Raw genomic sequence first — 15,964 nt, forward strand, 5'->3', positions numbered from 1 at the left:
ACTCACGAATATAAAGAGGAGATACGGAAAGATGATCACTAAAATGGGTAATTCATTTCCAATCTGTGCACAAACTTACGCCGGAGCCCTAGCTGCTGCCTTACGCACCGAATTAGGCACGTCACATCGCGCAATTAAGACGCTGCGTCATTGGACCGATGCCAGTGAACGCACGGCTAAGCATTGGCTGGCAGGCAGCCATGGCCCGAGCGGCCTTCATTTGATTGAATTAATGCGACATTCCGACTATGTCCTTCAGGCGGTGCTTGAATTGGCGCAGCGGAACTCGTCCGTGGCAGTGGTCTGGCTTCCCGCTTTGCGCGAGCGCTTGCTTGACGTCGCGGAAATGATCGAGGCTTGCCTGGGTCCTGGCAACGCTCACTGACAGCCCTTTGCGCGGTCTCCCAGCCTCTCTAACGCTGTAGCCTGAATCCTCCGTGTTCAGAAGATTCCAAGCCATTGAAACTATGTAGATTCAGCACTTGAAGAGTGCGGGATGTCCAAGGCTAAAAGGCTGGTGGCGGGACTACTGCTCAGCTGGATGTCCGTAGTTAGCCGATTGCTGCCGCTCTCCACAGGCAGCTTTGGGTCGATAGCGGTCACTCACTAACGGCAGATAACGGCTCTCGGCGGACCTCACTGATGCGGTGTGGTTCAGCGCTGCTGTGCCTAAGACCTGGGATCGCTCACATCCCCTCAAACAGGGCGGCGATAGTCACGCCCAGGGCATCCGCCAGGACCTTGATGGCGTTGATGGACGGATTGGCACCGCCAGTCTCAATGCGAGACATGTAGGTCCTGGCGAAGCCGCACCGATCAGCAAAGGCTTCTTGGCTCATGCCCATAGCCACACGCAGCTCCCTGACTCGGGTGCCGAACTGATGCTGAAGCGCTGGGGAGGGTGGTGGTGCAGGCATTCCCCCATGGTCGGGTGATGTGATCTAATCGGACACACACTAATCGTGACATTGCGGTAGGGCAGGACGCCTATACCCCGCGCCAGGAAAGGCCAGATTGCTATTACCCTGGGTTCGCAAGCTTAGCGATGGTGAGTCCTCATAAGTCTATCGAAGGCAGGAAATCCCAGAGTGAGAGTGAAGATTGAGGGTGAAATCACCCCGGACCGCATGGCGAGAGCCGTGGAGAGTGCATTGAGGCTGCTGGCTTCCGCCGACCCTGACGCGAAGTTCTACGGTGCCAACCTGTATCTGAATTCGTATGGCATGGATGGAGAGTCGTTCGATGTCGTGGATGATGACCAGAACCCACTTGGGTTGCGTATTTCTGCTCCAGCAGGCACTGCAGTCAAACCCGCATTGACTTCCGAAGCTAAGCAGCGGCGGAAGGCCGTTCGTGAAGAACAACAGCAGCGTGAGCTTGAAGCAGCTGAACGCTGCCGCCAGGAGGATGCAGAGCGTCTACGAAAGCGCCAGGCCGAGGCGGCGCGAGCAGCTAAGGCTAAGGAGACATTTGAAGCATTGAACGCACTAACCTCCCAACTGTTGGATTCAGACTCCCAGCGACTTGTTGATGGTTTCAACGAGGTCATACGGGCGAGCTGGCAAGCATTGGGGCCCACAGAGACGCAAGGCCCAAAGAAGGGTGAGCCTAAGCCATTGCCTGTGTTCACCACTGTCGACGGAAAATTGGTACTTGCAACGCCTGCTTGGAAGGCCACGCGATGGATGCTCAACCCTGTTGGTACTCCACGAGAGGGGCTCATTGCTCCCGTCTGGACCTTTAGTGCCTGGGTAGCGGCCGTCGAAGGCTTCTTGAAAATCATGGAGAGCATGAGCGGGCCACTGCCCGAAGTGATTAAGGTCGGTCCATATCACGCCACAATTGAGTGCCAAGCCTGAAGAGCTGGCTTAACTCTGAGCAGGGCTGCCATTCCGGCTATGGTCGCGGTTTAATCAGTTCGGCTATGGTTGGGTTCTGTCTAGGTGCCACTCATGTCGTATTCGCAAAGATGCACCTGAAAGAACTACAGGTACCGGAGATACCCCCCCCCCTAGTGTATGGTGTGGAGGTGTATCAACATTCAGAGGTGGTAACATGCTTCGCTTGGACTAGACGGGGAGCTCCATCTAAGTTCAATCAGTGATTGCTTTCATTGGCACTTCCAGTGCTGTGATAGGTCCGCCTGTAAGTCGTTACTTCAAAGAGATGGGGAGGGTGGTATCTCTCCCTCTCTGTATAGTTAAGATCATCATCGGTGCCTGGGGCACCAGTCCATTTCTCGTGACGTGCCCGTCACCCAGCCACATCAGCTTATCCTGCCGGCAGAGAATAAAGTTAGAGAAGGGCAGACGAAAGCCCCGAAACTCTATCTGCTTATTCATGTGACGGTATGTCACTCTTATTAATTTTTATGTGCTTCTTCGTTGTATAGAAGTGATGGTGCACCAGTAACTCTACAGATGCGCTACTCTGCAACATACCGTTTCCTATGTGGGTGCACATGTAGAACTAGGATCAAGATCAAGGGCGGGGCTTCTGCCCCCCTTCTTCTCTAATTAATAGAGTTCGACAATTTTGGCAGGGTTGCAGTGGTAGATGTAACCTTTCCTTAGAAGTATTAAGGATAGGTTGCACATTCAGGTGGTCAAGCGGCAGTAGTCAATACCCTCATAGAGTCGATCTTTCTCCGGCTCACTCCAGTCTGCCTACTGATTGCCGCTGTAGTCATGCCTGACCGTATCAAACTGGTGATTGTCTGTTCTTGCTGCATGGAGAGTCTCCTACCATCCCGTTTCGTTTCCATTTTAGTGCTTAGCGACCAGTCAACAATAGCATGGGGGAAATAGGTAGAGCGGAGGTATTCTGCAACACGGCCATCTTGGACGTATACTTGGATGTCCTGTGTATTATCCCAGCAGCGGACAGCGGTACGCGTAAAAACCTGCAATGATCGTTCAAGTAATCGGTTCGTGATGAAGGCCTCCTTGAAGTCACGCCCATATTTCTTTGCTTGATACTCCAGTCCCAGCTTTTCTGCTGGGCTTGGGTTGCCACCGAACAAGAGTATAGCTTGAGTGGCGCTGGAAAAAGCGTTAAGCCCTTGGCACTCTACAGGGACGTATACTACGCCTGGCGTATTATCTAGCTCTGCCCAATCATTTGCGCATAGAAGGGGATTTTTCTCTGCATGCTCCAGTACCCTCCTTAAGATGCGGTCGATTACGTGTTCCTCACCTTCTCGTTTCATCACCTTGGCCTTGCTGAAAATCTCACCCTGAGGCATCACGGGATAGATTGTCACTCCGCAGTATTGTAGGCCTCGCTGTGGTGTGAATACTGAGTCACAGAACCGAAAACCGTGTAACTCTGCAAGAACTTCAAATTCGGTATTGGCAATGTTTGCCGCCAGTACGTGGACTTCGACAGCAGAGGCTATAATCTTCCACCAGGATTTGAACTCCTCTACGGCACGGACGCATCTCTTATCTGATGTCTTGGCTTGGTCTATGAAGACATTGATCTCACACAGCAGTAGGCGAAATATATTTGCTGCTGAATTTCCCAGTGTCGAGCTGTCCAGTTTCCTTGCCCCATAAAACCGTGCTACCTGGTCTTCCACCTCTTCAAGCATTCCGTCCTGGATGAATAGCTGTCCTTCGCTTTCAAATGTGTATGCAAGTACACGTTGAAGTTCCACGGGTGTGAGAGTGTAGTTTGGGTAGTCAACAACTTTTGGAAGCTCGTCGATGATGAGTGTCCACGGCCTTAACAGTTCTGGTGTCACCTTGCGGATTGATTCGTGTGTGCAGATAATGAGTGTATTATCAACCTGTAAAAGTTCTTCGCTTAATTTGGTTGTTACGGACTTGTAGCTGCGGTGGTCAATAGCCAGGTATGGCAGTTTAAGTGACTGCATCCGGATTGTTACTTCGTTAATCAATCGCGTAGTTGGTAGCGCAATGAGGACTCTCCGGCCTTCTGCAAGTAGGTTTGGAAGTCTAGAGATCACGCTTTCTGTCTTTCCGGAGCCTGGGGCGCCAATGGCTGCATAGATGATTCTATTTGATTTTGTCTGATTCATTTCTAAGTTCCTGGTTTGTGGTGGGCGCAACTCCCCTGTCTTCACCTGTTTGCACGAGGTGATAATGTATGGCGGTAATACAATAGTTCACACTTGCGATGTGCGTGCTGTGCGGCGGCTGGTGTCTATGTGTCAACGCTTGCTACGAGGTGCTGCTGGTCCAGCGAGTCGGCTGGTGGAGTCGATAATATGAAGTTTTACGGGTGTGTCAACAGCGAAATGTTTGGGTGTGTTCTTTCATATTGTTAAGTTTGAGGGTGTTGGTGATTGTAATTTTCAAACTTTACTTTTTTCACTGGCCGGGACTTCTATTTGAACTTTTCGCCTTCGTCGGCTAACACGCCTGCATCGGTACGGATGCGGTCTGCCTTGACGCGGGATAGCCGCCCGCCGAAGATCGTCCGTAAGAAAAGGCAGGGGGCAGGAAATTTTTTTCTCCGGGCCTAGGAAATGAGTGTTTCGGCAGGCGAAGGCATCATGCAGCGGCATCGATGACCCGCCACGTTGCGACATTCGGACGTCTGCTCACCACTGCGGTGCAGCAGAGATCATCTGGAGAGAGTGCGTGAAGCGAACCATTGCTGGGCTGGCGCTGGCTGGAGAAGCGTTGATCAGAGATGCGATAGGTGCGCAGCGGCGATATCAGGAGGCGCAGGACGCCGGTGCACCTCCTCACGTGGTTGAGCGTCTACGGTTATTAGCAGCTTCGTTGCACCAAGCGGTCACTGACTACCAGCTCCACGCAAGCGAGAAGCGCCCCTGGACTCTGCACTGATCAGTTGACGGGGTAGGCCTGGCTAGAGCCGAATGTGCTGTATAGCCTCCGCCATGGCCTTCAGCGGGCTACGGCTGCCGTACACGCTGAACGTCACAGCTCCATCTTCGTGCCCAGCGATCCGCTTGATCAGGGAGTCCTGCACCCCTGCATCACGCAGGTCATCAATCAGCTTTTGGCGATATAGAAGGTCATATCCCTCAGTGCTTCAGATTCAAACTCCAGCCTGTCAGGATGTAAGTTAGCGCCAAGGGGGAGGAGTAAGTGACGATCTCGGATGCCACAAGAGCAATGGCAGGTGTAACAAGTGCTGTCACAACCCCTGTCACAAGTCGTTGCCACAGCCCCCTTGCCATGGGTAGGATGGGGCACCCTTACTCCTTGTCGATCTACCCCTCGGCGAACTTCATCTCCCGCGTCTCACCCATCAACAACGGCGCATTCGCCTCGGTCACCTCACGGATGTAATCCCACAACAGGGTAATCCGCTTCAACTTGCGCAAATCCTCCCGGCAGTACATCCAGAACTGCCGCGTCACCTCGATCTCCTCCGGCAGCACCGTCACCAACCGTGGGTCCTGCGCCGCCAGGAAGCACGGCAAAATCGCCAGCCCACGCCCCTGCAACGCCGCCGTGTACTGCGCGATGACGCTGGTGCTGCGCAGGTGCGCGTTGGCATTGGGGATCAGGTTCGCCAGGTACAAAAGCTCCGAGCTGAACGCCAGATCGTCGACGTAACTGATGAACGGGTGGCCCGCCAGGTCGCTCACCGCGCGGATCGGCGCGTGGCTGTCGAGATAGTCCTGGGTGGCGTACAGCCGCAGCCGGTAGTCGCACAGCTTGCAGCACACATAGGGCCCATGCTCCGGCCGCTCCAGGGCGATGACGATATCGGCCTCGCGCTTGGACAGGCTGATGAAGTGCGGCAACGGCAGGATATCCACAGAGATCGCCGGCCAGGCATCGACGAAATGGCTCAACTGCGGGGTGACGAAGAAGCTGCCGAAGCCTTCAGTGCAGCCCATGCGCACATGCCCCGACAACGCCACGCCCGAGCCCGAGACCTGCTCGCAGGCCATGTGCAGGGTGCTCTCGATCGACTCGGCGTAGCCCAGCAGGCGCTGGCCTTCGGCGGTGAGGACGAAGCCGTTGGTGCGCGACTTCTCGAACAGCAAGGTACCCAACGCCCCTTCCAGTGAGCCGATGCGCCGCGACACCGTGGTGTAGTCCACGGCCAGGCGCTTGGCCGCACTGCTGGCCTTGCGGGTGCGCGCTACCTCAAGAAAGAACTTGAGGTCGTCCCAGTTCAGCGCGCTCAGGGAGGTGAGGTCTTTTTGCATGATGATCCGGTTTTTTTGTTCATTCTTGTTGGATGTTTGCACATCTATACTCGATCTCAGCCCCTACACGCCACCCCGTGTCCACCCCGGCGTAGGCGTCTTCGTTCCGACAATAATTCCAAGGAGAGCGCAGATGAACGCACCCCACAACCCTGACCAGACCAAGGTCGAACAGGTAAAACTGCTGATCGACGGCCAATGGGTCGAGTCCAAGACCACCGAGTGGCGCGACATCGTCAACCCGGCCACCCAGCAAGTGCTGGCGCGGGTGCCGTTTGCCACCGCCGATGAAGTGAACGCCGCCGTGGCCGCCGCCGAGCGCGCCTTCAAGACCTGGCGCGACACCCCGATCGGCGCGCGCATGCGCATCATGCTCAAGCTGCAGGCGCTGATCCGCGAACACAGCAAACGCATCGCCGTGACCCTCAGCGCCGAGCAGGGCAAGACCATTGCCGACGCCGAGGGCGACATCTTCCGCGGCCTGGAAGTGGTCGAGCACGCCGCTTCCATCGGCACCCTGCAGATGGGCGAGTTCGCCGAGAACGTCGCCGGTGGCGTCGATACCTACACCCTGCGCCAACCGATCGGTGTGTGCGCCGGCATCACCCCCTTCAACTTCCCGGCGATGATCCCGCTGTGGATGTTCCCGATGGCCATCGTCTGCGGCAACACCTTCGTGCTCAAGCCGTCCGAACAGGACCCGCTGTCGACCATGATGCTGGTCGAGCTGGCGCTGGAAGCCGGGATCCCGGCTGGCGTGCTCAACGTGGTACACGGCGGCAAGCAGGTGGTCGATGGCATCTGCACCCACCCGGACATCAAGGCGATCTCGTTCGTCGGTTCCACCGAAGTCGGCACCCACGTCTACAACCTGGGCAGCCAGCACGGCAAGCGCGTGCAGTCGATGATGGGCGCGAAGAACCACGCCGTGGTGCTGCCCGACGCCAACCGCACCCAGACCATCAACGCGCTGGTCGGTGCTGCGTTCGGCGCTGCCGGCCAGCGCTGCATGGCCACCTCGGTGGCGGTGCTGGTGGGCAAGGCCCGCGAGTGGCTGCCGGACATCAAGGACGCGGCCAGCAAGCTCAAGGTCAATGCCGGCAACGAGCCGGGCACCGACGTCGGCCCGGTGGTGTCCAAGCGCGCCAAGGAGCGGGTGCTGGGCCTGATCGAAAGCGGCATCAAGGAAGGCGCCAAGCTGGAGCTGGACGGCCGTGACGTGAAGGTGCCGGGCTACGAGCAGGGCAACTTCGTCGGCCCGACCCTGTTCTCCGGGGTCAAGACCGACATGCAGGTGTACACCCAGGAAATCTTCGGCCCGGTGCTGGTCACGCTGGAGGTGGACACCCTCGACGAGGCCATCGCCCTGGTCAACGCCAACCCGTTCGGCAACGGCACCGGCCTGTTCACCCAGAGCGGCGCTGCGGCGCGCAAGTTCCAGAGCGAGATCGACATCGGCCAGGTCGGCATCAACATCCCGATCCCGGTACCGGTGCCGTACTTCAGCTTCACCGGCTCGCGCGGCTCCAAGCTTGGCGACCTCGGCCCGTACGGCAAGCAGGTGGTGCAGTTCTACACTCAGACCAAGACCGTCACCGCCCGCTGGTTCGACGATGACAGCGTCAACGACGGTGTAAACACCACCATCAGCCTGCGCTAAGGAGTTGACCATGCGTATCGCATTCATCGGCCTGGGCAACATGGGCGCGCCCATGGCCCGCAACCTGATCAAGGCCGGGCACGCGCTGAACCTGTTCGACCTGAACAAGACCGTACTGGCGGAGCTTGCCGAACTGGGTGGGCAGGTCAGCGCCTCGCCCAAGGAAGCCGCGGCCAGCAGCGAGCTGGTGATCACCATGCTGCCGGCCGCTGCCCATGTGCGCAGCGTTTACCTGGACGAAGAGACCGGCGTGCTGGCCGGCATCCGCCCCGGCACCCCGACCGTGGACTGCAGCACCATCGACCCGCAGACCGCCCGCGACGTTTCCAAGGCCGCGGCGGCCAAGGGCATCGACATGGGTGACGCGCCGGTCTCCGGCGGCACTGGCGGCGCGGCGGCCGGCACCTTGACCTTCATGGTCGGCGCCAGCGAGGCGCTGTTCGCCACCCTCAAGCCGGTGCTGGAGCAGATGGGCCGCAACATCGTGCACTGCGGCGAGGTGGGTACCGGGCAGATCGCCAAGATCTGCAACAACCTGCTGCTGGGCATCTCGATGATCGGCGTGTCCGAGGCCATGGCTCTGGGCAATGCGCTGGGCATCGACACCAAGGTACTGGCCGGGATCATCAACAGCTCGACCGGGCGCTGCTGGAGTTCGGACACCTACAATCCGTGGCCGGGCATCATCGAGACCGCACCGGCCTCGCGCGGCTACACCGGCGGCTTCGGCGCCGAATTGATGCTCAAGGACCTGGGCCTGGCCACCGAGGCTGCACGCCAGGCGCACCAGCCAGTGATCATGGGCGCCGTGGCCCAGCAGCTGTACCAGGCCATGAGCCTGCGCGGCGAAGGCGGCAAGGATTTCTCGGCGATCGTCGAGGGGTATCGCAAGAAGGATTGATGGGCGAGAGGGACTTCATCGCGGACCGTATGGTCCTCCCCCTTGTAACTGCGCACCTTGGGGGAGGGGCATGCGCTTCGCGATTTTTTTTCCCGGCAGAACCGGCTTTCGAATCGTGGGAGCGGGCTTGCCCCGCGATGACGTCATGTCAGGCTACAGCGTTGTCCCGCCTGACGTCATCGCGGGGCAAGCCCGCTCCCACGATTAGCGCTTCAGGCAAACACGAAATACTTGCGCACCGTCTCGACCACTTCCCAGGTGCCTTTCATCCCCGGTTCGATCACGAACACATCCCCTGCCTTCAGGTGCTTGGGCTCTTCACCTTCCGGGGTGACGATGCAGTAGCCATCGAGGAAGGTTAACCCAAGCTATAGTCCCAAAAAATTTGGCCTACCTCTCTACTGGACCGAGCTCAGCTATGCTGTGAAAACGAAGCTCTCCAACTGCATTGATCTCCGGAGTCAGCAAAATGGCTGTTTTCTTTGAACGATCCCATCGTGAGTACAGAGCGCTGAGATTCGATGCAACTGGTTTTCGACCGGTGTTGCCTGTAATCATCACAGATGAAGGGATACTTAAGGATTTTGCTTACTATATGTACTTGAATGGGCGTAAGAGCAGGTCATGGCAAGATAGTACGACTTTTGCTGTGCAGCTGTTGTTGGAATATGTAGAAGCTAATCATCAGTTTTTTGATTCTCCCCAAATGCTGTTTAGATCGTTTTCCAATTCACTGTATAGTGGTACCGTGGAGCGGGGATGCGATCCATCTGAATTGTGGTGGGAGCCAAGACAGCCAGATGATGCCTCCAAGATTATTTCCGCGATTACTCAATTTTCAGACTGGCTGGCTGCGCTAAATGAAGATTCTGGATTGGTTTTAAATACTTGGCGCAAAGCGAATCGTGCTGAGGAAAAACTTAATTGGGCAGCTTACGTCCATCGGAAGAGTAATGCCTTTCTTTCGCATCTTTGGATAAAGCCACCTGATTTTTCAATGAGTAGGGAGGTCAGGTCTACTTCAATGATAAGCTTTGATCTAGAGCCTGCAAAAGATTTTCCTGAAGAATCGATTGATGCCTTTCTTGCGCAGGGGTTCAAGCTTCGGAAGAATGTATACAGTATCAGAGATATCTTAATCACTATGCTCATGCATTATGGCGGGCTAAGGTTATCTGAGGCGCTGAGCTTGTGGTGCGATGATGTCACAGTTGAAAAAGGTGAAGTTGTTGTTCGAGTTTATCATCCTCAACTCGGATTAGCGCCTGGAAAAAAACGGATGAAGCGTCAAGCATTTCTGCGTGACAAGTATGGGCTGACTCCTAGAAATCTACTGGTCAAATCGCAGGATTCTCTATTTTTGGGTGCGAAGGGAAGGGCGTTTACTGACCGTCAGCGAATGAGTTTTGAGGTTTTCTTTCATCCGGCATTCAAGGCAGAAGTATTTGCGCAGTTGTGGAGTGAGTATCATTGCATGCACAGAGTGAAACCTGCATTAGGTCAAGAGCATCCTTATGCATTCACTAACAAACTTGGGCAGCCGTATTCACATACTGCCTACAGGAAAGCACATAGAGGGGCTGTAAAGCGCATTGGGTTGATCAGTGAGAAAATGTTAGGTACTACCCCTCATGGACACAGGCATTCCTATGGGCAGCGACTTGCCGCAGACGGAGCCACGGATCTTACTATTAAGTCAGCTATGCATCACTCGTCTATTGAATCAAGTGGAGTATATACTCAGCCAAAATCAACGCAGGTTCGCGCAACTCTGGCTGCTCTTGAATCGAAAATGGCATACAAGCATCACGATGCAGATAGTGGCGATTAAGGTGTGCGGAGTCTACTGGGACAATTTAGGTTAGAGTCGCCACTAGTTTCCTCGGTGCTCTCTAAGCTCAGGATCTAGCGTTTCTCGTACTCTGCTGGCAACAGTTGCATAATATATGCCGTGCCGGCGTTTATGAGTATCTCCATGTAATCGAAAATACAACTCCGGCCTTCGTCATGCGTTGCGTAGATTTTTCGTCGGATTCGCTCCCGCTTCAGAATTTTTCAGTTCACATTTCGAGCGCAGTTGGCCAGTGCTGAGCGCATCCACTTAGGCATTTTGCATTCCATGAGCCTGTTGAACTCTTCAGCGCTGAGCGAGCTCACAATCTTGCTCGCGACCTGTTCATCCACCCCATTTTCTCCGAGATACCAAAAAGCGGTCAGGGCCGTCCCTATTGGCGTTCCAGCTTGCTGGAGTCGTTGGCGAGACGCATGGCGCAGCCTAACAACCGCGTTACCGATCTTGATCTCACGTGTCGTCCCGCTGGTGTAGTAAGTAGGCAGGACCTGCATCTGAACACTCAGCCCCAGTCGACGAACAGCTTCTGCACCATGGATCTGGATAATCTCGCCTCTTGCCCTAGCAACGGCTTCCAATACAGAAAGCGGGTTGGCTCGAACCCTTTTACCCGTGTATTGGCTGTGCTTGGGACGCATGTAAACGCCGCGGGCAACGCGCTCCAGGGAACCCCTGAGCACCATTCGAGAAAGAGCTTTGTTTACCGCGGAGCGAGAGCCGGCTCGCTCGAATACGGATCTAACAAAGGGCCTTCCCTTAGGCATACGCTTGATTCGGTTCGATATAGACTCTGCGATAGACACAGCTAAACCTATGTCAGACGAGTAGTGGACAGGTCCTCTGGCATGGAACCTTGCGGCGTTAAGCATAGACGCCGTGTTCAATTCGTCCTAGAAGTGTCACCACTTTCTGGTAGCCCGATCGACTTACCATGATGATGCAAGGTACCTGATGACTTAGCCCTATCGCTGGTTTGTATAGCCATTGCGCGGCGAGCACTCGACTGCCAAGCACTCGCGTCGCCAGGTGCAGGATTTGCTCGCACCTTCCCTTGTAGCATCGGTGGACGATGCTCCAGCATTCCAGCGGTGAACTGGGGCAAAGCGCTAGTATCTGAGAATCGTTCATTTGCACACCTCAAATGTGAAAGCGTATCTCTCAACCGGCAAGTCGGCCAACGGGTTCCATTCTCTTGCCGGCTTGTGCCGCTATATCGAGGAACCTTCCTTGCGTCTGTGCCCGCCCTCGCAAAAGCTCTTGGGCGCTGCCTTCCAGTTCCGACTTGATACGCCACTTCTCAGTCTTTACCTTCCGCCGGCCTTTCAATGTATCTCCTTTCCCGCATAGGTAGGGCCAAGGCGCAACCCAGCCACTGGGTCAGGGAGCGCAGAATTTGGTTGCATCAGACAAGACATCTCAGCCCATGCTGAAGGGTGCAGATGCCCATCCTCATCGGTCCGATGGCGTCACGCTGAGCTCCTCACGAACGCGCTGAATGATTGAATCCAGAGTGGCATCCTTGTCCATAAAAAGGTAGCACTGGGTCAAGATCGTCAAAGGATGAACATTCATGGCAGAGGCGAGCCCATGCACCATTTCGAGGGTAGGGCCTTTTCCTCCGGCTTCCAGTTGACTGAGGTAGGTTTGGCTGCTGTGGCCACCGAAATCTTCTTGGTTAAGGTTGCGGGATTTTCTGAGCTGCCTCATTGCTTTCCCAAATGCCTGTTTCAGTTCCATTTTTTCATTCCTACAAAAGGAATGATGAAGCCGTCTTGAACGTCGGACATCCATTAACTATTGTTAATATTTTGAGGATTTTTCGATGTTCAAGACCTACAGGCACGCCGAACTCAGCTCAGCCGACATTTTCGGAGAGCCTTCCAGTCGCCGCTGGAAATTTATTGAGCTGGAACTGCACCATCCATGGTTTTACGTGGAGCTCGTGCGCGATTATGGTGATGACATCGTGGGCAGCATGCTGATGATCCCCACGGTACCGATACTTAAACAGATGCTTTCGGAGCTTGATGACTGCTCATGGATCGCGCAGGCACATCTGATGTCTCCTGGCCACATGAGAGGTGGGAAAGACTGGGTGATGGAACCGCTTCAGGAAGTGAGCATTGCTGAAGATGCCTCAGGAACGGATGAGGGCTATATCTACAAGGTAGTAGGCGGGGCTTGCTACAGCATTCATCACTCGCCTCATCGAGAGAACCTCAAGGTCACAGAGATTATTTTTTCGGCTGATCGCGATATGCGCGTGAGTGGATGAGTAGAGCCACTCGCACTCGCCGAGTGTCATGATGGTGTTTCGGTCGAGGCCTCTCGATGCTTTGAACTCAATGTTTTCGAGTGTGGCCTGCGTCTCTCGCAGCTTGGCCGCCTTGAGCAGGCGCTCAATTTTCCGGGTTTCGCGCTCGCTTTTTTTCGCATCCATCATCAGGCCGAGGCGGGTCTCGAAGGGTTGACCGAGCAGCGCCGGATCGTCCAGCTGGCGCTCGTATGCCTCAGCCATCTCGCTCAGCCCGAGGCTGCTCAAACTTTCAGCTGTGTTAGCGATCGTTTTCATGGCAGTTCATCTCCTTGAGACGCGTAATACTGAGCGCCGCAAATGTTGTCGTGCTCAATCAGCGGTGCAGATTTTCTGGGCATTGGGCGCAAATCAGACTCGTTGCGAATGATTGACCGCAGTCGTTCAGAGCTCAAAATGTTCAGCGTATTTGCATAGGTGCATATATACATGCGTCTCTCCACCTAAATTTGATGGTCTATCAGAACTCGAAGCGTAGAAAGCAGCGTTTGACCTGGACTCAGCGGGTGAAGGTAATTAACCAGTTGCTTAGTGGTCGAATGGGAATGGACGTGTGCTATGCCATGCAGCCTAGTTACAAACTTGCTGTCGACGAAGACCAGATTCCTATCGAATTGGTAGGTGATTTCCTGCGCAGCGCATCGCTACATAAATGGGCGTGGGACTGCATCAAGGAGGAGCGAGTCGAACGGTTTCCCCCAGCCAATTTGTTGGTTGCGAACATCCCTAGCAAGTACTGATTCTCGGCGAGTCGCCGCCGAAATGTGAAAACCCCACTCCCGCGTTGTACAGTGCAAGTAGGCCGGGGGGTGAATAAGCAGTTGCCGAAAGAAAAACCCAGCCCTCTAACCACTAGTTCCCGCGAAAGGAAGCCAGATGCACATTCGCCTTGCTCAACTCAGCGATGTCCAGGCCATTGCCGAGATCTACAACCAGGGGATCGAAGACCGCAGCTCTACGTTCGAGACCCAACCACGCAGCGCCATGGATGTGCAGCCCTGGGTGGCCGACATGTCTCGCCATCCGGTGCTGGTCGTCGAGGTCGACGGTGCGGTAGTGGCGTGGGCAAACCTGAGCAGCTACCGCGCGCGTTCGTGCTACGCCGGCATCGCCGACTTCTCGATCTATCTGGGCCGTGACGTCCGCGGACGTGGCATCGGCAAGGCGCTGCTCAAGGCATTGCTCAGTGAGGCTGAGGCACGCGGCTTCTGGAAAGTCCTCTCCCGCATTTTCACCTTCAACGAGGCGAGCCTCGCGCTCTGTCAGTCCTGCGGTTTCAGGACGGTTGGCGTCTATGAGAAGCACGCTTGTCTTGAAGGCCGTTGGCTGGATTGCGCGATCGTTGAGCGGGTGTTTCCGTCGAACCAACCCGTTCCAGATGACGAAGCAGCAGGCTGTCGTAGTACTTGCGCCAGTTTCCGCCTGGGCGCGTCTGCTCATCTAGGATCAGAAAGTCCAAGCCGTGCTGCTGTAAATGCCAGCCAAGCGCCAAGCCCGCTTGCCCACCACCGATGACGATCACATCCACCGCGCGACTCGATTTATTCATATGTGCGCACTCAAGCATATATCAGGACAAAAAAAGGGCACGAGCTACGGGCAGCACAGCGAAACCAGACCCTTGGTTCGCTGGAGCAGGCCCTCAAGGCGCTCGACGATCGCCCCACCATTCACTTCGTAGAACACCTGCCTGCCCACCTTGGTGGCTTTCACGATCTGGGCATCGTGCAGCACCTGCAGGTGCCTGGAGACCACCGAGCGCTCCTGCGGCAGCTCTTTAGCGATTTCGCCGACATCCGCCCGGCCCAGCAGGAGCACGCGCTTGAACACCGCGACCCTGGAGGGCTCGCAGAGTGCTTTGAAGAAGGCTTCGTCCAGCGACTCGATGGCAGCGTCGATGGCTTGGGTGCGGAGGTTCTGGTTGGTCGTCATGCCGCCAATATATGTGCACGAATATGCACATGTAAAGCCACCCATCACCGGAGGGGTTGCGATACATTCGGAAAAGCGTATATTCGAAAAATCATATACATGCATAGTACCTCGCGATGACTGGCAAGATCCGCGTCCTGTTTGTTTGCACCGCAAACGCTGCTCGCTCCCAGCTCGCCGAAGCATTGCTCCGACACACAGACCCTGTGCGCTTTGAAGCATTCAGCGCCGGCACTCAGCCTGGCGAAGTAGATCCGCGTACCTTCGCGGCGCTTGAGCACCTCGGTATCGATGCCAGCGGCCGCGCAGCAAGTCCATCGATGAGTTCGCCGGCGAACACTTCGACTACCTCATCACCCTTTGCGACAAGGCGGCGCTGGAGTGCCAGTTACTACCGGCATTGGGCGAGCGCTTGGCGTGGCACTTTGAAGATCCGGTCACCAGCGACAAGCACGATGCCTTCCGCCATACGCTTCACGAGATCCATGAGCGCATCAAGATGTTCGTCTTCGTGAAAACCAAACACTGAGAATCGTTATGACTGATCCACTGACCCCTACCAAGGTTTTCAAATGCCTCGCCGACGAGAACCGCATTCGGATGATGCTGCTGATCGCCCGCGAGGAAGAGCTCTGCGTCTGTGAGTTGACCTGTGCGCTGGAAGAAAGCCAGCCCAAGGTTTCCCGCCACTTGGCGCAATTACGCACCTGTGACCTGCTGGCAGACCGCCGCCAGGGCCAATGGGTTTATTACCGGCTGCATCCAGAGCTGCCCGCCTGGGTACGCGAGATCCTGAAAACGACGCTGGAGGCCAACAGCGAGTGGCTGAACAGCAGTTCCACTCGACTGGACGCCATGGGTGACCGCCCACAGCGTGCTGCTACCTGCTGCTGATTACTGCCGAGCAAAAGCCGATGAAAGTTCTGTTCCTCTGCACCGCCAATAGCTGCCGCAGCATCCTCTCCGAGGCTGTTTTCAATCACCTGGCTCCGGCCGGCATGAAGGCCTACAGCGCCGGAAGCCAGCCCAAGGGCGAGGTACATCCGCTGTCCATCTCCGCGCTGCAGCGCGCCGGTATTTCCACCGATGGCCTCAGCAGCAAATCCAGCGATGCACACGCCGAGCTGGCACCGGACTTCGTCATCACC

15 protein-coding genes and 6 pseudogenes are annotated in these 15,964 nt (G+C 55.9%); 9 read left to right on the forward strand and 12 right to left on the reverse strand.

The genetic code is table 11. The features are described 5' to 3' along the window. The first annotated feature begins 31 nt into the window (after positions 1 to 31). Complete coding sequence (locus DM373_RS24635) at positions 32 to 385, forward strand: hypothetical protein (RefSeq protein ID WP_110996048.1); 354 nt, start codon at positions 32 to 34, stop codon at positions 383 to 385. Between the two features lie 301 nt (positions 386 to 686). On the opposite strand, the gene DM373_RS24640 is transcribed toward DM373_RS24635, so the two are convergent. Beyond that, entirely contained in the window at positions 687 to 917 is a 231-nt protein-coding gene (locus tag DM373_RS24640) for a helix-turn-helix domain-containing protein (RefSeq protein ID WP_110996049.1), read from the reverse strand. A gap of 171 nt (positions 918 to 1,088) precedes the next feature. Between DM373_RS24640 and DM373_RS24645 the strand changes: the two genes are divergently transcribed. Beyond that, a complete protein-coding gene (locus tag DM373_RS24645) occupies positions 1,089 to 1,859 on the forward strand; it encodes an OfxX fusion product (RefSeq protein WP_110996050.1) in 771 nt (256 codons plus the stop codon). 746 nt (positions 1,860 to 2,605) lie between these two features. On the opposite strand, the gene DM373_RS24655 is transcribed toward DM373_RS24645, so the two are convergent. The 3 genes and pseudogenes from DM373_RS24655 to DM373_RS24670 all read right to left on the reverse strand — a co-directional run bounded on the left by DM373_RS24655 (position 2,606) and on the right by DM373_RS24670 (position 6,157). After that, positions 2,606 to 4,042, reverse strand: coding sequence for a DEAD/DEAH box helicase (locus tag DM373_RS24655; RefSeq protein ID WP_110996052.1), 1,437 nt, complete (start codon positions 4,040 to 4,042; stop codon positions 2,606 to 2,608). Between the two features lie 797 nt (positions 4,043 to 4,839). After that, positions 4,840 to 5,001, reverse strand: a pseudogene (locus DM373_RS29345) (site-specific integrase); the annotation flags it as partial. A gap of 205 nt (positions 5,002 to 5,206) precedes the next feature. Further along, on the reverse strand, positions 5,207 to 6,157 hold the full coding sequence (locus tag DM373_RS24670; RefSeq protein WP_110996058.1) for a LysR family transcriptional regulator: 951 nt from the start codon (positions 6,155 to 6,157) through the stop codon (positions 5,207 to 5,209). Positions 6,158 to 6,290: 133 nt separating this feature from the next. On the opposite strand from DM373_RS24670, the gene DM373_RS24675 reads away from it, so the two are divergent. Together DM373_RS24675 and mmsB are read left to right on the forward strand one after the other, a co-directional pair. Further along, on the forward strand, positions 6,291 to 7,817 hold the full coding sequence (locus DM373_RS24675) for a CoA-acylating methylmalonate-semialdehyde dehydrogenase (RefSeq protein WP_110996054.1): 1,527 nt from the start codon (positions 6,291 to 6,293) through the stop codon (positions 7,815 to 7,817). 10 nt (positions 7,818 to 7,827) lie between these two features. After that, a complete protein-coding gene (gene mmsB, locus DM373_RS24680) occupies positions 7,828 to 8,718 on the forward strand; it encodes a 3-hydroxyisobutyrate dehydrogenase (RefSeq protein ID WP_110996055.1) in 891 nt (296 codons plus the stop codon). A 212-nt stretch (positions 8,719 to 8,930) separates the two neighbouring features. Here mmsB and DM373_RS24685 read toward each other — a convergent pair. Beyond that, a pseudogene (locus tag DM373_RS24685) lies at positions 8,931 to 9,074 on the reverse strand (cupin domain-containing protein); the annotation flags it as partial. Between the two features lie 113 nt (positions 9,075 to 9,187). Between DM373_RS24685 and gmtY the strand changes: the two are divergent. Beyond that, a complete protein-coding gene (gene gmtY, locus DM373_RS24690; RefSeq protein WP_110996056.1) occupies positions 9,188 to 10,549 on the forward strand; it encodes a gamma-mobile-trio recombinase GmtY in 1,362 nt (453 codons plus the stop codon). 74 nt (positions 10,550 to 10,623) lie between these two features. On the opposite strand, the pseudogene DM373_RS29350 reads toward gmtY, so the two are convergent. The 5 genes and pseudogenes from DM373_RS29350 to DM373_RS24715 form a co-directional block, all read right to left on the reverse strand. Continuing rightward, positions 10,624 to 10,773 (reverse strand): annotated as a pseudogene (locus DM373_RS29350) (IS3 family transposase); the annotation flags it as partial. After that, on the reverse strand, positions 10,774 to 11,373 hold the full coding sequence (locus tag DM373_RS24695) for a DUF6088 family protein (protein WP_082421440.1): 600 nt from the start codon (positions 11,371 to 11,373) through the stop codon (positions 10,774 to 10,776). A gap of 58 nt (positions 11,374 to 11,431) precedes the next feature. Further along, positions 11,432 to 11,698, reverse strand: coding sequence for an antitoxin Xre/MbcA/ParS toxin-binding domain-containing protein (locus DM373_RS29820; protein WP_082421436.1), 267 nt, complete (start codon positions 11,696 to 11,698; stop codon positions 11,432 to 11,434). Between the two features lie 321 nt (positions 11,699 to 12,019). Continuing rightward, complete coding sequence (locus DM373_RS24705) at positions 12,020 to 12,307, reverse strand: helix-turn-helix domain-containing protein (protein ID WP_049696551.1); 288 nt, start codon at positions 12,305 to 12,307, stop codon at positions 12,020 to 12,022. 541 nt (positions 12,308 to 12,848) lie between these two features. Further along, positions 12,849 to 13,142 (reverse strand): annotated as a pseudogene (locus DM373_RS24715) (ATP-binding protein); the annotation flags it as partial. Positions 13,143 to 13,760: 618 nt separating this feature from the next. Between DM373_RS24715 and DM373_RS24725 the strand changes: the two are divergent. After that, positions 13,761 to 14,255: pseudogene (locus DM373_RS24725) on the forward strand (arsinothricin resistance N-acetyltransferase ArsN1 family A); the annotation flags it as partial. Here DM373_RS24725 and DM373_RS29825 read toward each other — a convergent pair. Next, positions 14,161 to 14,451, reverse strand: coding sequence for an FAD-dependent oxidoreductase (locus tag DM373_RS29825; RefSeq protein WP_374701059.1), 291 nt, complete (start codon positions 14,449 to 14,451; stop codon positions 14,161 to 14,163). The pseudogene DM373_RS24725 and the gene DM373_RS29825 overlap by 95 nt on opposite strands. 26 nt (positions 14,452 to 14,477) lie before the next feature. Next, a complete protein-coding gene (locus tag DM373_RS24730) occupies positions 14,478 to 14,816 on the reverse strand; it encodes an ArsR/SmtB family transcription factor (protein WP_028692330.1) in 339 nt (112 codons plus the stop codon). A 116-nt stretch (positions 14,817 to 14,932) separates the two neighbouring features. Between DM373_RS24730 and DM373_RS24735 the strand changes: the two are divergent. The 3 genes and pseudogenes from DM373_RS24735 to DM373_RS24745 all read left to right on the forward strand — a co-directional run. Then, a pseudogene (locus DM373_RS24735) lies at positions 14,933 to 15,345 on the forward strand (arsenate reductase ArsC). 8 nt (positions 15,346 to 15,353) lie between these two features. Continuing rightward, entirely contained in the window at positions 15,354 to 15,710 is a 357-nt protein-coding gene (locus DM373_RS24740) for a metalloregulator ArsR/SmtB family transcription factor (protein ID WP_019752756.1), read from the forward strand. Between the two features lie 20 nt (positions 15,711 to 15,730). Continuing rightward, positions 15,731 to 15,964, forward strand: a 234-nt coding sequence (locus DM373_RS24745; RefSeq protein ID WP_482822404.1) for an arsenate reductase/protein-tyrosine-phosphatase family protein, incomplete at its 3' end; no start/stop codon positions are given.

Source organism: Pseudomonas sichuanensis (assembly GCF_003231305.1).
Lineage (GTDB): Bacteria > Pseudomonadota > Gammaproteobacteria > Pseudomonadales > Pseudomonadaceae > Aquipseudomonas > Aquipseudomonas sichuanensis.